The sequence below is a fragment of the Burkholderia territorii genome, from assembly GCF_001718335.1.
In the GTDB taxonomy this organism is placed as follows: Bacteria; Pseudomonadota; Gammaproteobacteria; order Burkholderiales; family Burkholderiaceae; genus Burkholderia; species Burkholderia territorii.
On the sequence record NZ_CP013366.1, the window covers coordinates 1,546,757 to 1,562,342 of the forward strand.

The 15,586-nt window shown below is 64.7% G+C and carries 14 protein-coding genes, 1 tRNA gene and 1 pseudogene; 10 read left to right on the forward strand and 6 right to left on the reverse strand.

Features of this window, described 5'->3' with window-relative positions:
- Positions 1-115: 115 nt before the first annotated feature.
- Positions 116-994 carry a tyrosine-protein phosphatase gene (locus WS51_RS17685; protein WP_069229535.1) on the reverse strand — a complete coding sequence of 293 codons (879 nt, stop codon included), beginning with the start codon at positions 992-994 and terminating at the stop codon, positions 116-118.
- Positions 995-1,327: 333 nt separating this feature from the next.
- Between WS51_RS17685 and WS51_RS17690 the strand changes: the two genes are divergently transcribed.
- The 5 genes from WS51_RS17690 to bamC all read left to right on the forward strand — a co-directional run bounded on the left by WS51_RS17690 (position 1,328) and on the right by bamC (position 5,971).
- Positions 1,328-2,041 (forward strand): methyltransferase domain-containing protein, encoded by a 714-nt coding sequence (locus WS51_RS17690; protein ID WP_059951905.1) that lies wholly within the window; start codon positions 1,328-1,330, stop codon positions 2,039-2,041.
- A gap of 163 nt (positions 2,042-2,204) precedes the next feature.
- Positions 2,205-2,281, forward strand: a tRNA-Pro gene (locus tag WS51_RS17695).
- Between the two features lie 132 nt (positions 2,282-2,413).
- Complete coding sequence (locus WS51_RS33180; protein ID WP_418219698.1) at positions 2,414-2,596, forward strand: DUF6538 domain-containing protein; 183 nt, start codon at positions 2,414-2,416, stop codon at positions 2,594-2,596.
- A gap of 126 nt (positions 2,597-2,722) precedes the next feature.
- On the forward strand, positions 2,723-3,991 hold the full coding sequence (locus tag WS51_RS17705; protein ID WP_167357987.1) for a site-specific integrase: 1,269 nt from the start codon (positions 2,723-2,725) through the stop codon (positions 3,989-3,991).
- 771 nt (positions 3,992-4,762) lie between these two features.
- On the forward strand, positions 4,763-5,971 hold the full coding sequence (gene bamC, locus WS51_RS17715) for an outer membrane protein assembly factor BamC (protein ID WP_059447157.1): 1,209 nt from the start codon (positions 4,763-4,765) through the stop codon (positions 5,969-5,971).
- Between the two features lie 720 nt (positions 5,972-6,691).
- Here bamC and WS51_RS17720 read toward each other — a convergent pair.
- The 3 genes from WS51_RS17720 to WS51_RS17730 all read right to left on the reverse strand — a co-directional run bounded on the left by WS51_RS17720 (position 6,692) and on the right by WS51_RS17730 (position 8,306).
- Positions 6,692-6,949: a hypothetical protein gene (locus WS51_RS17720; RefSeq protein ID WP_006486090.1), complete on the reverse strand. Its 258-nt coding sequence runs from the start codon at positions 6,947-6,949 to the stop codon at positions 6,692-6,694.
- A 136-nt stretch (positions 6,950-7,085) separates the two neighbouring features.
- Positions 7,086-7,367 (reverse strand): hypothetical protein, encoded by a 282-nt coding sequence (locus WS51_RS17725; protein WP_059447158.1) that lies wholly within the window; start codon positions 7,365-7,367, stop codon positions 7,086-7,088.
- A gap of 222 nt (positions 7,368-7,589) precedes the next feature.
- Positions 7,590-8,306, reverse strand: coding sequence for a YdcF family protein (locus WS51_RS17730; protein WP_059447159.1), 717 nt, complete (start codon positions 8,304-8,306; stop codon positions 7,590-7,592).
- A gap of 157 nt (positions 8,307-8,463) precedes the next feature.
- On the opposite strand from WS51_RS17730, the gene WS51_RS17735 reads away from it, so the two are divergent.
- Positions 8,464-8,781 (forward strand): hypothetical protein, encoded by a 318-nt coding sequence (locus WS51_RS17735; RefSeq protein WP_059447160.1) that lies wholly within the window; start codon positions 8,464-8,466, stop codon positions 8,779-8,781.
- A gap of 180 nt (positions 8,782-8,961) precedes the next feature.
- Here the strand turns inward: WS51_RS17735 and WS51_RS17740 are convergent, their stop codons facing one another.
- Both WS51_RS17740 and WS51_RS17745 read right to left on the reverse strand, forming a co-directional pair.
- A complete protein-coding gene (locus tag WS51_RS17740) occupies positions 8,962-9,213 on the reverse strand; it encodes a hypothetical protein (RefSeq protein ID WP_059544500.1) in 252 nt (83 codons plus the stop codon).
- A gap of 201 nt (positions 9,214-9,414) precedes the next feature.
- Positions 9,415-9,810 (reverse strand): annotated as a pseudogene (locus tag WS51_RS17745) (transposase); the annotation flags it as partial.
- A 430-nt stretch (positions 9,811-10,240) separates the two neighbouring features.
- Between WS51_RS17745 and WS51_RS17750 the strand changes: the two are divergent.
- From WS51_RS17750 to rluB, 4 genes are all read left to right on the forward strand, one after another.
- Positions 10,241-11,143, forward strand: coding sequence for a LysR family transcriptional regulator (locus WS51_RS17750; RefSeq protein WP_059501820.1), 903 nt, complete (start codon positions 10,241-10,243; stop codon positions 11,141-11,143).
- Between the two features lie 64 nt (positions 11,144-11,207).
- Positions 11,208-12,410: a pyridoxal phosphate-dependent aminotransferase gene (locus WS51_RS17755; RefSeq protein WP_069229539.1), complete on the forward strand. Its 1,203-nt coding sequence runs from the start codon at positions 11,208-11,210 to the stop codon at positions 12,408-12,410.
- Positions 12,411-12,683: 273 nt separating this feature from the next.
- Positions 12,684-13,706 carry an SMC-Scp complex subunit ScpB gene (scpB, locus tag WS51_RS17760; RefSeq protein WP_069229540.1) on the forward strand — a complete coding sequence of 341 codons (1,023 nt, stop codon included), beginning with the start codon at positions 12,684-12,686 and terminating at the stop codon, positions 13,704-13,706.
- 60 nt (positions 13,707-13,766) lie between these two features.
- Positions 13,767-15,464: a 23S rRNA pseudouridine(2605) synthase RluB gene (rluB, locus tag WS51_RS17765; RefSeq protein WP_059544507.1), complete on the forward strand. Its 1,698-nt coding sequence runs from the start codon at positions 13,767-13,769 to the stop codon at positions 15,462-15,464.
- Positions 15,465-15,586: the final 122 nt, after the last annotated feature.

The following is a 15,586-nucleotide window of genomic DNA, read 5'->3' on the forward strand; positions in this document are numbered from 1 at the left end:
GGCCGACGTGGGGACGCATGCCGGATGAGGGCGAGGTCCGATTCGACGCGCACGGGGCAGGCGAGGTGACGGACGCGGCAGCGACCGCGCGATCGCCCGCCGCGTGCACCACGAATCAGACCAGCATGCGCCGCCGGATTGCATTCTGCGTCGCGGGGTCCAGTTGCAGGCCGTTGTCGATGTACGACGTCATCGAGCCGTAGGAAGCGACGACCTGATCGAACGCCGCCTGCAGATAGTCCGCCTGGGCACTCTGCAGCGCGGCCATCATGTCGGCCGCATCCTGCCCGCCGTTCTTCCGCGCCTGTTCGACATAGGCCGCGATCTCCGACGCGCTGTAGACGTTGGTCAGCAGATAGTCGGCGACGATCGTCTGCCGCGGGACGCCAAGGATCGTGTGCAGAATGGCCGTCGCCCAGCCAGTGCGATCCTTGCCGGCCGTGCAGTGGAAGAGCAAGTTTCCGTCGGACGCGGCAAAGCCGGCGAACAGCGTGCGGTAGCTCGTCCGTGCCGTTTCGGACGTCACGAACGCCCGATACATGCTTTGCATGAAGGCCGTGGCAGTCGCGCCGTCGGTGGGAAGCGGGCCGATGCTGGCGGTGCCCAGCACGTTGAGGTTCTGCCAGGTGGCGCCGGTCAACGGCACATCGGGCTGCGCGTGGATCTCGGCCATCGTGCGCAGGTCGCACACCCGCGTGATGCCGAGCGTGTCGACCGTTGCGAGGTCGTCCGCGGACAGCGCGAGCGCGGACGACCGGTAGACCGCGCCTTTCTTCATCGCTGCACCGCTCCCGGTGGCATAGCCTGTTCCGCTCGGTCCCCCGGTATCACGAAAGTTCGCTGCCGAACCGAGTCTGGGCGTCGTCACGGGGGCGACCGCGATCGAGTCGCCGCCGCACGCGGACAGAAGAGACGTGCCTGCGAGCGCGATGCCGATCGCGCCGGCACCGAGCCGGAGAAAGGATCGACGGGAAAAGTCGTTTTTCTGAGTCATTGATTGGCCTTGGTCTGAGACGGTGACAGGATGTCGCGACCGCCGTTGCGATCGAACCGGCTCGCGGTGTGCCGCGCAGCACGGCAACGCGCGTACGTGCCGCATCGATCGGCAATGCAATCGGACGATGTGCCGTGCGCATTGATCTCGCGCCGGGCAAGCGCACGGTAGCGATCCATGACGAATCGGCCATCGTCCTTTTCGATTAAGGCGCCGCACGGATGACCCGTGCGAATCGCGCAACTAGCCGCACGTGCGAGGGCGGCGGCGCGGTAAGATCGGCGTCATTAGCTGGATGGATCGAAGCATGGTGGCCGACACGGGGGAGGCGTCATGGATCTGAAGGAGCTCGACGTATTGGGAGCGGATGTAGGCGATCACTGGTACTACGCGTCGAAGGCGAGCGCGATCCGTCGGTTCCTGGGCGCGACGGACGCGAACCGCATACTCGACGTCGGTGCCGGCTCGGGTTTCTTTTCGAAGCATCTGCTCGAGCGCACGCGGGCGACCGAAGCATGGTGCGTCGATACGAGCTACCCCGCCGATACCGACGGGGAGGCCGCCGGCAAGCCGGTTCATTTTCGCCGGGCCGTCGATCGCTTCGATGCGGATCTCGTGTTGCTGATGGATGTCCTCGAGCACGTCGACGACGATGTCGGCTTGCTTTCCCGCTACGTGGCGGGCGCGCCGAAGGGCAGCCGGTTCCTGATCACGGTTCCCGCATTTCAGTTCCTCTGGAGCGCGCATGACGATTTTCTCGAGCACAAGCGCAGATACACGCTCGAGGGTCTCGAAGACGTCGTGCGTCGTGCTGGACTGGAGGTCGAGCGCGGCGCCTACTACTTCGGCCTCACGTTCCCGCTCGCGGCGGCATTGCGATTGAGCGAGCGCGCGCGCCGGCAACCGCGCGAACCGGCGTCGCAATTGCGCCGGCACCATCCGGCCGTCAACGGCTTGCTCAAGCTGATCTGCCGGGCCGAGTTGCCGATGTTCCGGTTCAACCGGGTGGCGGGCCTCACGGTCATCTGTGTCGCGCGCCGGCGATGAGCGCGATGCGCAGTGCAAGGCAGCAGCGGGGACGCGAGTTGCCGGCTGCATCGAAGCGGTCATGTCGCACTTCGGCATGTCGCAAGAAATTTCGCAGGAACATTCACAAAATGCATGCGACCCGTTCTAAAGCGGCAAACTGTCTGTTATAATTTTTTTCTTTCGGGGCGTAGCGCAGCCTGGTAGCGTACCTGCATGGGGTGCAGGTGGTCGGAGGTTCAAATCCTCTCGCCCCGACCAGGAATTGAGGCTCGCAAGTAGTTGATTGTATTGGGAAACCAATCCGATCAAAGACTTGCGGGCCTTTGTCTTTTCCAAGGTGTGTATGCGGTGTGTGTATGTCCGTGCAATATAATTGCAAGGATGCAGGACATGCCGATACAACTCCCTAAGGGCGTCGGCCTTCGTGGCGGCGTCTACTACTTGACCATCTGGATACCGAGTCACCTTCGCCCGCACTGGCCTAAGACCAGCAAGGGGACTCCCGCCACCTTCGCTTTCCGCGCAAGTCTCAAGACGTCCGACAGGACGGAGGCCGTGGCCCGAGCAAACTAAATATGGGCCGAGTACTCCCGTCGCTTCGCCGACATGGAAGCAGGTCTCCGAGAGCACAAGCCAATCCGGATCACGCCGGAGATTGAGACTTATATTGTCAACAAAGTTGGACACTTGGTCCTAGCCATGGACGACGTGCTGCGGCACGATCCGGAGGCATTCGCCGAGATGTTCGGCGTTCGCAGATGGCGCGGTTTTCTTACCGGCGAGCGAGTGAACCCGCGCTGGAAGACCACCGGCAGTTGCTTGACGGCCGCGCAGTTGGAGGACGTCGCAAGGATTCACAATGACATCCTGATCGACCTCAGGGCCGATCTAGCGACTGGGAATATTGAGCAGGCGAGGTTGTGGGCTAACGTAGCCCTGTCTTCCTTGTCGAGCCAACTGCGCATCGACTGGTCCGAACCGAAAGGCAAAGCGACTTTGGTTCAGGTTCTTCGCGAACTGGTTAAGGCTTGGACCGGGGTGCGTTCTAGGAATCAGGGTGAACCGGTCGACACACCCGCCGCTCCTGCTGTGCCGCCGAATATCGTCGCCGCCCCCGAACCCGCTGACCAGACTAACGACGGCGAGACGTACCTTGAGCATATCCTGTCCGCGTGGGCGAAGGAGCGAGGTCCCGAGCCGCAAACGATTCGCATCCATGAACGAGCGGTCGAGCGGTTCCACGAGCACGTTGGGCGGCACCCGGTCGCGAAGATCACTAAGGCGCATGTTGTTCAATTTAAGGACAGGATGTTGGCGGCCGGACAGACACCTACCAACACAGATTCGTACCTGACTAATCTGCGCACGTTGCTCAACTATGCCGTTTCAAACCTCAAGGCAGAGTACAACGCGGCAGATGGCGTGAGGGTGGGCGAGCGCCGCAACGCGAAGGGGGCACGCCTGCCGTTCGACCTTCCCGCACTTAAGGCAATCTTCTCCAGCCCTGTTTATTCTGAAGGGTTCCGCCCTGAACGGATCAACTGGACGCCTGATGCGGCTTACTGGTTCCCGCTGATCGCGCTGTATACCGGTGCCCGTCTAGAGGAAATCGCGCAGCTCTCGCCGGACGACATATACCAGGAGACCTATCACGACCTAGAAGAGAAAGAGCATACGGCTTGGGTAGTCCGGTTCACGGACATGGGAGAGGGGCAAGGGGTCAAGAATGCAGGTAGCGTACGACGTATTCCGATTCACTCCGTATTGATTGAGCGCGGCTTGGTTGATTTCGCCCAGTCGCGCAAGGGGCACGCGCGAATTTTTAAGACGGCCCCGGACAGCCGCGGTCGTGAGGGGGCCAACTGGGGAAAATGGTTCGGCAAGTACCTCCGGACCGCCTGCAAGGTTAGCCGAACTTTACAAGAACGCGACGGCAGATCTCTTGGTAGTTGCTCTCGGTGTAAGTGATGAGCAAGACCCGCTTCACAAGATCGAGGTCGTCGATAAGGCGAGTCGTCTTTCCCGATCCAGCGACCGCGAAGATCACTCGTTTATCCACTTGATGGCCTCCTGAATGTAAGCCGGGGCTACCAGTCGCATTCAAGTAACGTGTTTTCCAGGGCCGCAGAGCAGCTCCATGTATCCCAATCGTCTGGACCCATAGTGCGCCGGGTCTCGATGCTGAGACGTTCGTTAAGCGCCTTAATCCCGAGCGGCAGCCTCTCTTGGTTCTTGTAGCGGCTGTCTAAATCTACGTATGTCAGCTTGTTCAAGATGCGAACCAGGTACTCGCGGCGCAGCCACTCGGGCGCGTCGTCTACGATGGGACCGGAGCTGCGTGTCGGGTCGAAACCATGACGATGCGAAAATTTCACGGTAGCGCCGCCGAAATAAAAGAGGGAGGGAAGCGACAATAGTAACCGAACGGCCTGTCCGGGTTGAAGGGGCCAACGCGTACAACCTCGACGGTCGTGGGTTTGTCCGTGCTACACTCGGCCTTCACTGTGTATGTGCGACGGGCAACGCCCGCCTACACGCTGCCCGGAAAGCCTTATTCCACCGTGGTTAGACGATTTTCAAATCCTCTCGCCCCGACCAGACAAAGAACCCGCGTCAGTTCAGGCTGACGCGGGTTTTTTCTTGCCGGTTGCTTTTTTGCACATCGCGGCGCGGCCCCGGTAAAATGCAAGGTTGATCCACGGAAAGCGCCGTGATTTAGCGGAAGAGGATTCCCCGAACATGACTGATCTTCGTCTTACCATGCGGTTCGCTGCAGTGCTCGCCACCGGCGCGCTCGTCGCCGGTTGCGGTACGTCGTCGCCCACAAAAGTGGACTACAAGAGCGATTCGAAATCGAAGGAAGCGTCGCTCGCAGTGCCGCCCAACATGCTCGACGAGACGGCCGATCAGCGTTCGCTGCCGCCACAGGGCGGCGCGACTTCCCTGTCCGCACTTCAGCATGTCCAGCAAGCAGCGCCCGCGACGGACACCGTCGCGCCCGCCGTGGCCGGCATGCATATTCAGCGCGATGGCACCGAGAGCTGGCTCGTGATCGACGGCAAGAAGCCTGCCGACATCTGGCCGCAAGTCCGCCGCTTCTGGCAGGAGCAGGGCTTCCTGCTCGTCGTCGATCAGCGCGACAAGGGCGTGATGGAAACCGACTGGAACGAAACCCATCCGCAGATCAACGACGGCCTGATCCGTAGCGTGATCTCCAAGGCAATGGGCAACTCGTACGTGACGGCCGAGCGGAACAAGTACCGCACCCGTCTCGATTCGGCGCCGAACGGCGGTACCTACGTGTTCATCAGCCAGAAGGGCATGCGCGAGGCGATCACCGGCGCGAACAACGATTCGAGCAAGTGGGAAGCGAAGCCGAACGATCCGGCGCTCGAAACCGAATACCTGAAGCGGCTGATGGCGGTCCTCGCACAGAATGAGCAGCGTGCGAAGAACGGCGAGCCGCCGATCGCGAACATCAACGACAACACGGTGCCGAAGGACAAGAAGGCGGATACCGACGCGTCGAAGGCTGCCGCTGCGGCGATCGCCGCGCAGAACGTCGCGCGTACGTCGTCGCAAGCGAACGATGCCGATTCCGCCGCGGTGCCGTCCGAAGTCACGCTCGGCGAGCCGTACGACCGGTCGTGGCTGCATGTCGGCCTCGCGCTCGACCGCGCGAACTTCACGGTCGACGATCGCGATCGCACGAAAGGTCTGTATTTCGTGCGCTATGTCGATCCGAAGGATCTGAGCGCGGCCGAGCAGGGCTTCTGGAGCCAGCTGTTCCATGGCAAGAAGGAAAAGCAGGCGAAGCAGTATCGCGTCAACGTGAAGGCGCTGACGCCCGACCAGACTCGTGTGGCAATCGTCGACGATTCCGGTGCGATCGATACGTCGGGCCCGGCCCGGCAAATCATGGGGCTGCTCGTGAATCAGCTGCGCTGACCGCGGCACGCTCCCGCCTCTTCGAAAAAGCCCGCCTTCCGGCGGGCTTTTTTCTTGGTCGCGTGCCCGATGCCTGCCGCTGGCGGCGTGCGCGCGACGTTCGCGTTCCTCTGTCGTGACGTTACGTAACATTCGCGCGTTACGGGCGCAGAACGGGTGTTACATCGTCGTGAATCTGAAAAATATCCTTATGGATCAATGGCGTATTTTCGAAAATAAATCTGGCACGCAAACTGCTTTATAAGTGCGAATCGTTAGGACAGGGAGGATGGACGTCAGAGACCGGGCAGGTGTCGCGAGCGCCCGACCAACGGTTTCGGCGTCTTCAGATGCCGGCGCTGCGAGCGCCGGCGTAACCGATGACGATCCGCGTCGTGCGCGGATCTCGATGGCCCCGTCGCCTATCCTCGTAGGGCGACGGTTTCGCCCGCGCTTCTTCTGAAGCGCGGGCAATTTTTTTGGTGGGGCCGCAAAGCGAGGGATGGCGATCCGGCGCGTGCCGGATTTGCCGATTCGTAAAATCTTTTCTGAATTGGGGAGTTGGCGCGTATTCGTCGAGCACCGGAGCGGGCAAGCTTCGACGTGCTTGCGCGTTCCGCGCACGTTACGGCTTGCCGCGAAGCAGCCTTGGACTCGATCGGGGGATCCGCGTGCTGCCGAACTCGCGAACGGGTGCGAGCAGGGTGTGCGGCCGGACACGTTGCCGGCCGCCGCGACGCATCAGTGCGACGCGCTGGGGACGTCGAGAATCAGGATGATCGTCCAGTCGGCGTCGCCGTCGTGGTGATACTGGCGTTCGGCGACGATGAACGGTTGCTGCTTGCCTTGCGGACCGAGGAAAAGCACGTCGCCCTCCATCGGCAGGCATTCGATCGGCGGCAGCGCGAGGAAGGCGTCGTCCGAGCCGCGCGGCATCAGTTGCTTGATCTTGCGAGTGGCGGCTTCGGTCCACTCGATGTCGAGTTGAATGTTGCTCATGCTGTCCTCCGCACCGGGGTGCGCACGGGTGGAAAATTTCGGTGCGCGACTTTAGCACAGCGCGCGGGCGCCGCAACCAAAAAAGCCGAACCCGGTTGCCCGGATTCGGCTTTTCGCTTGTGCGGTGCCGCCGAACTTACTGGCTGGCAGCCTCTGCCGGAGCGGCCTTGGCGGCCTTCTTGCCAGCCTTCTTCGCTGCCTTGTGGTGGTGAGCAGCCTTCTTGCCGTGGTGCTCTTCCTGCGCCGCCGGCTGTGCAGCCTCGGCTGCTTGCTGCTGTTGCAGTGCCTGTGCGCGCTGCTCGATCTCGGCGATCTTCGCCGGGTCGGTGATGGTCTGGATTTGCGTGCTCTCTTGCGCATACGCTGCGCCAGTCAGCGCCGACATCGCGACCAGAATAGCCAGGGACGTCTTCTTCATTGCTTTACCTCCGCTAAGTGGTGATGAACCCGAATGTTGCCGTTTTGTCTGGCGACTGCAATCGAGTGCGTGTCGAGTGTAACAAAAGTGACGGATCAATGTGCACCGGATCGAGGCGCAGCGCAAGGCCCCGTTGAAGTCGCGCAACACTTCGTGCATTCCGTCATGCGCGTGCCATCGTCTGCGGCGCCGTCGTTTCCGCCTTCGCTGCGCACGTGGCCATCAAAACCAGCCGAGCCATCGGTAGACGTGGAATTGCGCGATGCCGATCAGCTCATGCAATGCCTGATTCGCGTCCTCCAGGTTGTGCCAGTGGGGCAGCCAGCCCGTTTGCGCGCGTCGGCGGTTTGAATAAACGGGCTGCGGATCGATGCCGAAGTGGCGGAAATCGAGCAATGCGCGGCGCATCTGGTACGACGACGCGACGAGAATGCGCGAGTCGTCATGTTGTGAGCGTAGTATAGAGGCGGTGAATTTCGCATTTTCGTAGGTGGTACGGCTGTTCGGCTCGAGAACCAGGTCGCCGGGAGCGACGCCTTCGGCGAGCAACCGGCGCCCGTAGACGGCCGCCTCGGTTTCGCCGTGATGCTGCGGGTCGCCGCCCGACATCACCACGGTGCAGCGGACGGCCTGCTCGCGGCACATGCGGTAGAGCGCCGCGGTCGTGCGGATGCGGGCTTGCCCGTCGGGCGGCGGCTGTAGTCCGGTGTCGCTGCGCCGTGTGCCGATGCCGATGACGATCAGTGTGGTTCGGCCGTGCATGGCGGGGCGCTCGACCGGTGTCACGCCCGCCTCGGTCCAAGCGATGAGCGGCGCGGTAAGCCAGCCTGTCGCGAGCAGCCAGAACAGCGCGACGCTTGCGATCGCGATGAGTTTGCGCCGCTTGCGCAAGAGCATGAAACCGATGAAGAGAAGTACAAATGAATCGAACAGAATCAATTTGATTGGGGTATGGTGTCTTTTTATGGACGGCTGACGATCCGGCCCTGACGCGACGCCGAACGTCGGCCCCCAGAATCGGTGGCGGTATCGGCGGGCGGAGCTCCCGCCCGGCGCGCCGCTTCGCATTGTCGCTGCACTTTAAGAAAGAATCGAGATGGCCACGTATTCCAACGAAGCGGTGCTCGACGCATTGAGACGAGTGCAGTACCGCCAGGTACCGTGGGCGCGCCGCCCGGGCGTGTTCGAGTATCTCCGGTCGCTGGGGCTGATGGACACGGTCAGGCAGAAGACGGTTGCCCCCGCACCGGGTTTCCATGCGCCGGTCGACATCGCGGTGCTGACCGAGAGTGGTCGCGCCGAATGCGCGCGCCTCGAGCGCGACGAAAAATTACTTTCCTGGACCGATCGCCGTATGGACGACTACGCGTTGAGCGAAGCGAGCGCCGTGGCGATTCTCGAGAGCCGTCTGTAGCGGCGCGCGCCCGTTTTCGCGGCGTCGCCGCCGAAACCAAAAAAAAGCCCGTATCGCGAGGATACGGGCGTACCGGATACTTTTGCTGTTGCCACGCTGTGCTCATGGCAACGGATGTGACTCGTCGCATGTCGAGCAGTTCCCGGGTTCGGGAATTTTTCTTCGACGAAATCGTGCGGACTACGGATGACGCGGCATGCCCGGCGGCTGCGAGCCGATGCGCGCGCGTGCGTTGCTGGCGATGTCGCCGCGCAAGTCGCCGCGTGGCACCGTCTGCCGATTGAACGTCGGGGCGGGCGCTTGCTGGCGGAGGCTGTTGCGGTGATCCTGCTGGCGGTGAGGCGGCTTCGTGCGATCGTCGGCACGTGCGGGAGCAGTGAGCGCCAGCGAAACGACAATGCCGCATGCGACGAGCAGTGACATTGGTTTCATGGCGGGGCTCCCTTCAAGCCATCGGCGCGGCTTGTTGATATGTCGCTAAGGTAAGCGCGGGAGTGCAGGCTTGCTGTAAATAATAGTAAAGAGATGTATCGCGGCGCGACGGCGGTAACCGACGGCGGTGCGGGCGCTGCGCGAAACGCGCGGCGCTGAACGGAACCGGGCGGCCGAAGCCGCCCGATCGAGCATGCGTTACGCCATCTTGACGGGGGCGCGCCAGGATTCCGGATTGGTCCAGAAGGCGCCGCGCAGCCGGTCGCGGCTCGGCGGTGCAGGCGGCTTCGCCGCGCTTGCCCCGATGCGTCCGCGCAACGAGATCTGGCGGCCGCTCGTACCCAGGCGCTTGACGATTTCGGCGAGCGTACCGTCTGCCTGCCATTCGTCGAAGCGACGGCGGCAGGTCGGCGGCGACGGATAGCGACCCGGCAGCTTCGACCAGCCTTCACCGGTCGACAGTACCCACAGCACGGCATTGACCACCGAGCGGGCCTCCACGCGGGGACGGCCGCGCCGTTCACTGCGTGCCGGCTCCGAGCAAAACAGACCCTCGACCAGCGCCCACTCGTTATCTCTCAAATCGTCGAACAGCATCATGTCCTCACCTCAGCGAAGCTAACTCCGGTGCGCTGCCCTGCGCCGCGCACTCTTCAAGCACTCGAGCGTCGAGTGCCGGGTGGGGGCGTCCGGTTGGCCGGCAGCGGCGTTTCTGCCTTCCGTCCGACCAAACCTGCGCCCTGTGCGCCAGTTAAAGCACGATGTGTGCCATGTCGGAGGCGATTCCCTCGAGAGCCGCTTGGCAGCGGGCTAACGGCTAAGTCAGCTAGGGGCGTATAAGACGCCAAAATAACCCGCCAGCAAATCAGGACAATCACCAATCTTGTGCAATTCGCCCGTGGTGCGTGCGTCTGCACGGATATTGCACCGCAGCGAAACATGTGCGGCGAGTGCCGGATTCGCCCATCGAAGCCGAGTTCGCGCATTACAATCGCGCATCGGTATCGACGATTGATGAGGTGAACGGATGAACGTTACGCTGCGCCAGCTTCGCGTGTTCATCGAGGTTGCGCGGCTGCGCAGCTTCAGCCGCGCGGGTGACGAGATCGGGCTCACGCAGTCCGCGGTCAGTCGTTGCGTGCGTGAACTCGAGGCCGAGCTCGGGTTGAAGCTGATCGACCGCACGACCCGCGACGTGCAACTGACAGACGTCGGTGCGAACCTGATCGCAAGCGTGTCCCGCCTGCTCGACGATCTCGACGACACGCTGCGCGAGATTCGCGAGATCGGCGAGCAGCGGCGCGGGCGCGTGATCGTCGCCGCGAGCCCGACGATCGCGTGCCGGCTGATGCCGCGCGTCGTCGCGGCCTGCGAGCGCCAGTTCCCGTTCGTCACCCTCGGGCTGCGCGACGACGTGCAGAGCGACGTGCTGCGAAAGGTGAAGTCGAGCGAGGTCGATTTCGGCGTCGTCATCGGTCCGCTCGCCGTTGCCGATCTCGTCTGCGAACCGTTGATGACCGATTCGTTTTGCCTGGTCGCGCGCGCCGATCACCGGCTTGCGGCACGGGCCGAGGTGCCCTGGACGGCGCTCGACGGCGAGCGCCTCGTGCTGCTCGATCATGCGTCCGGAAGCCGGCCGTTGATCGACGCCGCGCTGGCTGCTCATCGGGTGAACGCGACCGTCGTGCAGGAACTCGGGCATTCGGCGACGGTATTCGGGCTCGTCGAGGCCGGTGTCGGCGTGAGCGTGCAGCCGTGGCTGTCGCTGCCGCTGCCGGCGGGATCGTCGCTGGTCGCGCGGCCGCTGACGCCGCGTACCGAGCGCACCGTCGAGCTGGTGCGGCGCCGCGACCGGTCGCTGTCGCCGGCGGCGCAGGCGATCTGGGAGCTTGTGCGCCAGATGCCGGCGCGGGCGGAAGATCTCGACTGAGGGTATTGATCCGGCACGCGCGCCGGTACACTGCGCCAATCGTGTTCCCCGATGGCGGTATTCGATGGCGCATTCCGCAGATGCCGGCCCGGCCACGGGCCAACCGGCGGCACGCAGCGCGGTCCAGGCGCTGCGTCCGTCGCTGATCAGGGAGGTCGCGAACGCAGGCTTCGCGGTGCCCGACGTGCTGCCGTTCTGGTTCGGCGAATCCGATCGCGTCACGCCGGCATTCATTCGCGACGCGGCCGCCGCGGCGCTGAGCGACGGCGCGACCTTCTACACGCCCAATCTCGGCACGGTATCGTTGCGCAATGCGATTGCCGCCTATGTGAGCGCGCGTCACGGCGCGACCGGGGCCGATACGATCGCCGTGACGAGCTCGGGTGTGAGCGCGCTGATGCTGGTCGCGCAATTGCTGGTTGGCCCGGGCGATCGCGTCGTCGCGGTCACGCCGCTCTGGCCGAACCTCGTTGAAATTCCGAAGATCCTCGGTGCACAGGTCGAGTGCATCCCGCTTCACCATTGCGATGCGGGCTGGGCGCTCGACATCGACAGGCTGCTCGCGGCGCTCACGCCCGGCACGCGCATGTTGTTCGTGAACTCGCCGAACAATCCGACCGGCTGGGCGATGTCCCGCGACGACCAGCGGGCCGTACTCGCGCATTGCCGGCGTCATGGCATCTGGGTGGTCTCCGATGAGGTATACGAACGGCTGGCGTTCGCCGCGGACGGCGCGCCGTCGTTTCTCGACATCGCGTCGCGCGACGAGCGGCTCATCGTCGTGAATTCGTTCTCGAAGGCCTGGGCGATGACGGGCTGGCGGCTCGGATGGCTGGTTGCGCCCGCGGCGATCATGGACGATCTGTCGAAGCTGGTCGAGTACAACACGTCTTGCGCGCCGGGTTTCATCCAGGCCGCCGGGGAGGTCGCGCTGCGCGACGGCGAGACGTTCGTGCAGTCGTTCGTCGGGGCGCTGCGCGGTGCGCGCGATCACCTGGTCGCCGCGCTGCGTACGTTGCCGGGCGTTGACGTACCGCCTCCGCCGGGCGCCATGTACGTGTTCCTGCGCTTGCCGGGCGCGGACGACAGTCTCGCGTTCTGCAAGTCGCTGGTGCGCGACGCGGGGCTCGGGCTGGCGCCAGGGCGTGCGTTCGGCCCGGAGGGGGAAGGGTTCGTGCGCTGGTGCTACGCATGCGATCCGGCGCGGCTCGACGCGGGCGTCGAGCGCCTGCGGGCGTTCCTCGCGCGGGGCGCGGGCCGGCGTTGAAGCGGGGGCGGAGCTGGCGCGCCGTGCCGGCGGCGGGCCGTTTCGGCTCATCTTTACGCACCGGACAATTTTGCGTAAGATGGCGCTCAGTCACGCGGTTCCGTCGTTGAGCCGTGCTGTTCCGTCCGGTTTGGGCCTGGCTTGAAGTTGGTTCGCCGCCCCCGGTTCGTGCTCCCATCAATATGACCGATCAGAATCGGGCGAGCGCGTCTTCCGTTCCTTTCGTCTGTTTGTTGATCCGGTTCGTTTGACCACAGGGTCTGGCCTAGCTGCATGAATACCCAAGAGGCGAAGATCGTCCTCGAGACTGCCTTGATCTGCGCGCAAGAACCGCTGAAACTCGGCGATTTGCGCAAGCTCTTTGCCGACGGCGTGTCGGCTGACACGGTCCGCACGTTGCTCGAAGATCTGAAACAGGATTGGTCCGGTCGCGGTGTCGAACTGGTGGCGCTGGCAACCGGATGGCGCTTTCAGAGCAAGCCGGCGATGCGCCATTATCTGGATCGGCTGCATCCCGAGAAACCGCCGAAATACTCGCGCGCGGTGCTCGAAACGCTCGCGATCATCGCGTATCGGCAACCCGTCACGCGTGGCGACATCGAAGAGATTCGCGGCGTCACGGTCAATACGCAGGTGGTCAAGCAGCTCGAGGATCGCGGCTGGATCGAGGTGATCGGGCATCGCGACGTGCCGGGACGTCCGGCGCTGTACGCGACGACCAAGCAATTCCTCGACGATCTCGGCCTGAGGGCGCTCGACGACCTGCCGGCGCTCGAGGAGCCGGCCGCGAACATCGAGGCCGCGCTGCTCGCGCAGCAGGCGATGGACTTCGACGGCGACGTGGCGACGGCGGACGCGGTGCCGGAAGCCGACGAAGCGGCGGCCGACGTGTCGCGCGTGCAGCCGCATGAATCGCCGGAAGCCGCCGCGGCGGAAGGCGCGGCGACGCACGAATTGCCGAACCGCGATACGCTGGAAGCTGATCGCGTACAGATGGAACAGGGCGGCGCCGAAGCAGCGCCGGCCGGCGGGCAGCCCGAGCCGCTGCGCGCGGAAGGGAACGAGGAAGATCACGAGCCGGCCGCCGACGCGGTTGCCGCAGACGGAGCGGAAGCGGCCGGCGACATGCCGGGCGAGGCTGGCGAGGCCGACGCCTCACGCTCCCGTCCCGCGGACGGCGAGTTGCTGGACGATACGTCCGACAGCCTCGCCGATGCCGTACGCAGTGCCAGCGAGCCCATCGGCGCCGATGCGCTGCCGGACGACGAAGCAGAACCCGAACAGCGCCGCGCCTGATCGCGGCCGACTTCTTGCCGCGCCCGAACCGGGCGCGAGACCTGACATTTTGAGGTTGTTTTGACTGATATCCACGATATTGAATCGTCCGCGCCTGCCGTGCAGGCCGCGCGTGCCGACGATACGCCGGAGCAGGATGCTCCGGCCGCGGGTGGTGACGAGCGTCCCCGCCGCGGCCTGCGGCGCGGCCCGCGCAGCCTGATCGCGCGCCGCCGCGCGGCGGCCAAGTCGAAGGGCGATGGCGAGTCGCAGGGCGGCGAAGGCGCGGACGCGCAGCCGGCCGCGGAAGCCCAGCCCGCACGCGCGCCGCGCAAGGAAGGCGCGGCCAAGGGCGGCCGCAAGCCGGCCGGCAAGCGTGAAGGTGCGGCCAAGGGTGCCCAGGGCGGGCAAGGCGGCCAGGGGCGGCGCGGTGCTTCGGCGAAGGCCGAGGGCGGCGCGGCGAAGGCCGACGGCGACACGGCGTCGCAGGACGATCTGTTCGCCTACGTGACGTCGCCGGCGTTCGATGCGGACAATTCGACGGGCGGCAGCGGCGTGCGTGCGCCGATGCTGCGTCGCGGCCGCAACCAGCCGGCGAACAAGCGCGTGCTGTCGCCGGACGACGACGCGCCGAAGCTTCACAAGGTCCTCGCGGAAGCCGGCATGGGCTCGCGCCGCGAAATGGAAGAGCTCATCGTCGCCGGCCGCGTGTCGGTGAACGGCGAGCCTGCCCATATCGGCCAGCGCATCATGCCGACCGACCAGGTCCGCATCAACGGCAAGCCGGTCAAGCGGAAGCTCCCGAACAAGCCGCCGCGCGTGCTGCTGTATCACAAGCCGACGGGCGAGATCGTGAGCCACGCGGATCCGGAAGGTCGTCCGTCGGTGTTTGATCGCCTGCCTCCGATGAAGACGGCGAAATGGCTCGCGGTGGGTCGTCTCGACTTCAACACCGAAGGTCTGCTGATGCTGACGACGTCGGGCGATCTCGCAAACCGCTTCATGCATCCACGCTACAGCGTCGAGCGCGAGTACGCGGTGCGCGTCGTCGGCGAACTGTCCGAAGGGATGCGGCAGAAGCTGCTGCACGGTGTTGAGCTCGATGACGGCCCGGCGAACTTCCTGCGTATCCGCGACGGCGGCGGCGAAGGCACGAACCATTGGTATCACGTCGCGCTGGCCGAAGGCCGCAACCGCGAAGTGCGGCGGATGTTCGAGGCGGCCGGTTTGATGGTGAGCCGCCTGATCCGTACGCGTCACGGTCCGATTCCGCTGCCGCGCGGCCTGAAGCGCGGTCGCTGGGAGGAGCTCGACGAGGCGCAGGTGCGCAAGCTGATGGCGACCGTCGGCCTGAAGGCGCCGTCCGAAGAAAAGGGCCGACGCGGCACTGGCGGGCAGGCCGAGCGTCGCCAGCCGGATCCGATGCAGACGTCGATGGGCTTCATCAGCCGCGAGCCGGTGCTGACCACGCATGGTCAGCTCGATCAGCCGCGGCGCGGTGGCGGCCGGCGTGGCGCCCCGGGCTTGCCTGGCCTGAGCGGCTACGGCAGCCTGCCGGTTGCGGGCTACGGCAACCGCTCGGGTGGCGGTCGCGATGTCGATGGCAATCGCGCGTCGTATGGCGCGGGCCCCAAGCGTGACGGCGCGGGTGGCAAGCGCGGCGGCGGCAAGGGCGGTAACCGCAATCCGAACGGCAATCGCGCCGAGGGCGCCGGCAACGGCGGTGGTGGCGCGCGAGGCGGCCAACGCCCGCAGCGCAATCGCTCCCGCGGACGCTGACCATTTCGGGCGCGCAGCGGCGTGAAGCCGCTGGTGTGCCGGCAATACCGGCGCGTGTCCGGTTGAGTCGGCACCTCGCGTTGCGCGGGTTGCTTTTGACTGTATATATCGCGCTGCCGGAT

Bases quoted from the DNA above. Each gene is read 5' to 3' on its own strand.
- WS51_RS17685 (WP_069229535.1), bottom strand. From the start codon at position 994: ATGACTCAGAAAAACGACTTTTCCCGTCGATCCTTTCTCCGGCTCGGT.
- bamC (WP_059447157.1), top strand. From the start codon at position 4,763: ATGACTGATCTTCGTCTTACCATGCGGTTCGCTGCAGTGCTCGCCACC.
- WS51_RS33180 (WP_418219698.1), top strand. From the start codon at position 2,414: ATGCCGATACAACTCCCTAAGGGCGTCGGCCTTCGTGGCGGCGTCTAC.
- WS51_RS17740 (WP_059544500.1), bottom strand. From the start codon at position 9,213: ATGAAACCAATGTCACTGCTCGTCGCATGCGGCATTGTCGTTTCGCTG.
- WS51_RS17735 (WP_059447160.1), top strand. From the start codon at position 8,464: ATGGCCACGTATTCCAACGAAGCGGTGCTCGACGCATTGAGACGAGTG.
- WS51_RS17720 (WP_006486090.1), bottom strand. From the start codon at position 6,949: ATGAGCAACATTCAACTCGACATCGAGTGGACCGAAGCCGCCACTCGC.
- WS51_RS17755 (WP_069229539.1), top strand. From the start codon at position 11,208: ATGGCGCATTCCGCAGATGCCGGCCCGGCCACGGGCCAACCGGCGGCA.
- WS51_RS17750 (WP_059501820.1), top strand. From the start codon at position 10,241: ATGAACGTTACGCTGCGCCAGCTTCGCGTGTTCATCGAGGTTGCGCGG.
- WS51_RS17705 (WP_167357987.1), top strand. From the start codon at position 2,723: ATGGACGACGTGCTGCGGCACGATCCGGAGGCATTCGCCGAGATGTTC.
- WS51_RS17725 (WP_059447158.1), bottom strand. From the start codon at position 7,367: ATGAAGAAGACGTCCCTGGCTATTCTGGTCGCGATGTCGGCGCTGACT.
- scpB (WP_069229540.1), top strand. From the start codon at position 12,684: ATGAATACCCAAGAGGCGAAGATCGTCCTCGAGACTGCCTTGATCTGC.
- WS51_RS17690 (WP_059951905.1), top strand. From the start codon at position 1,328: ATGGATCTGAAGGAGCTCGACGTATTGGGAGCGGATGTAGGCGATCAC.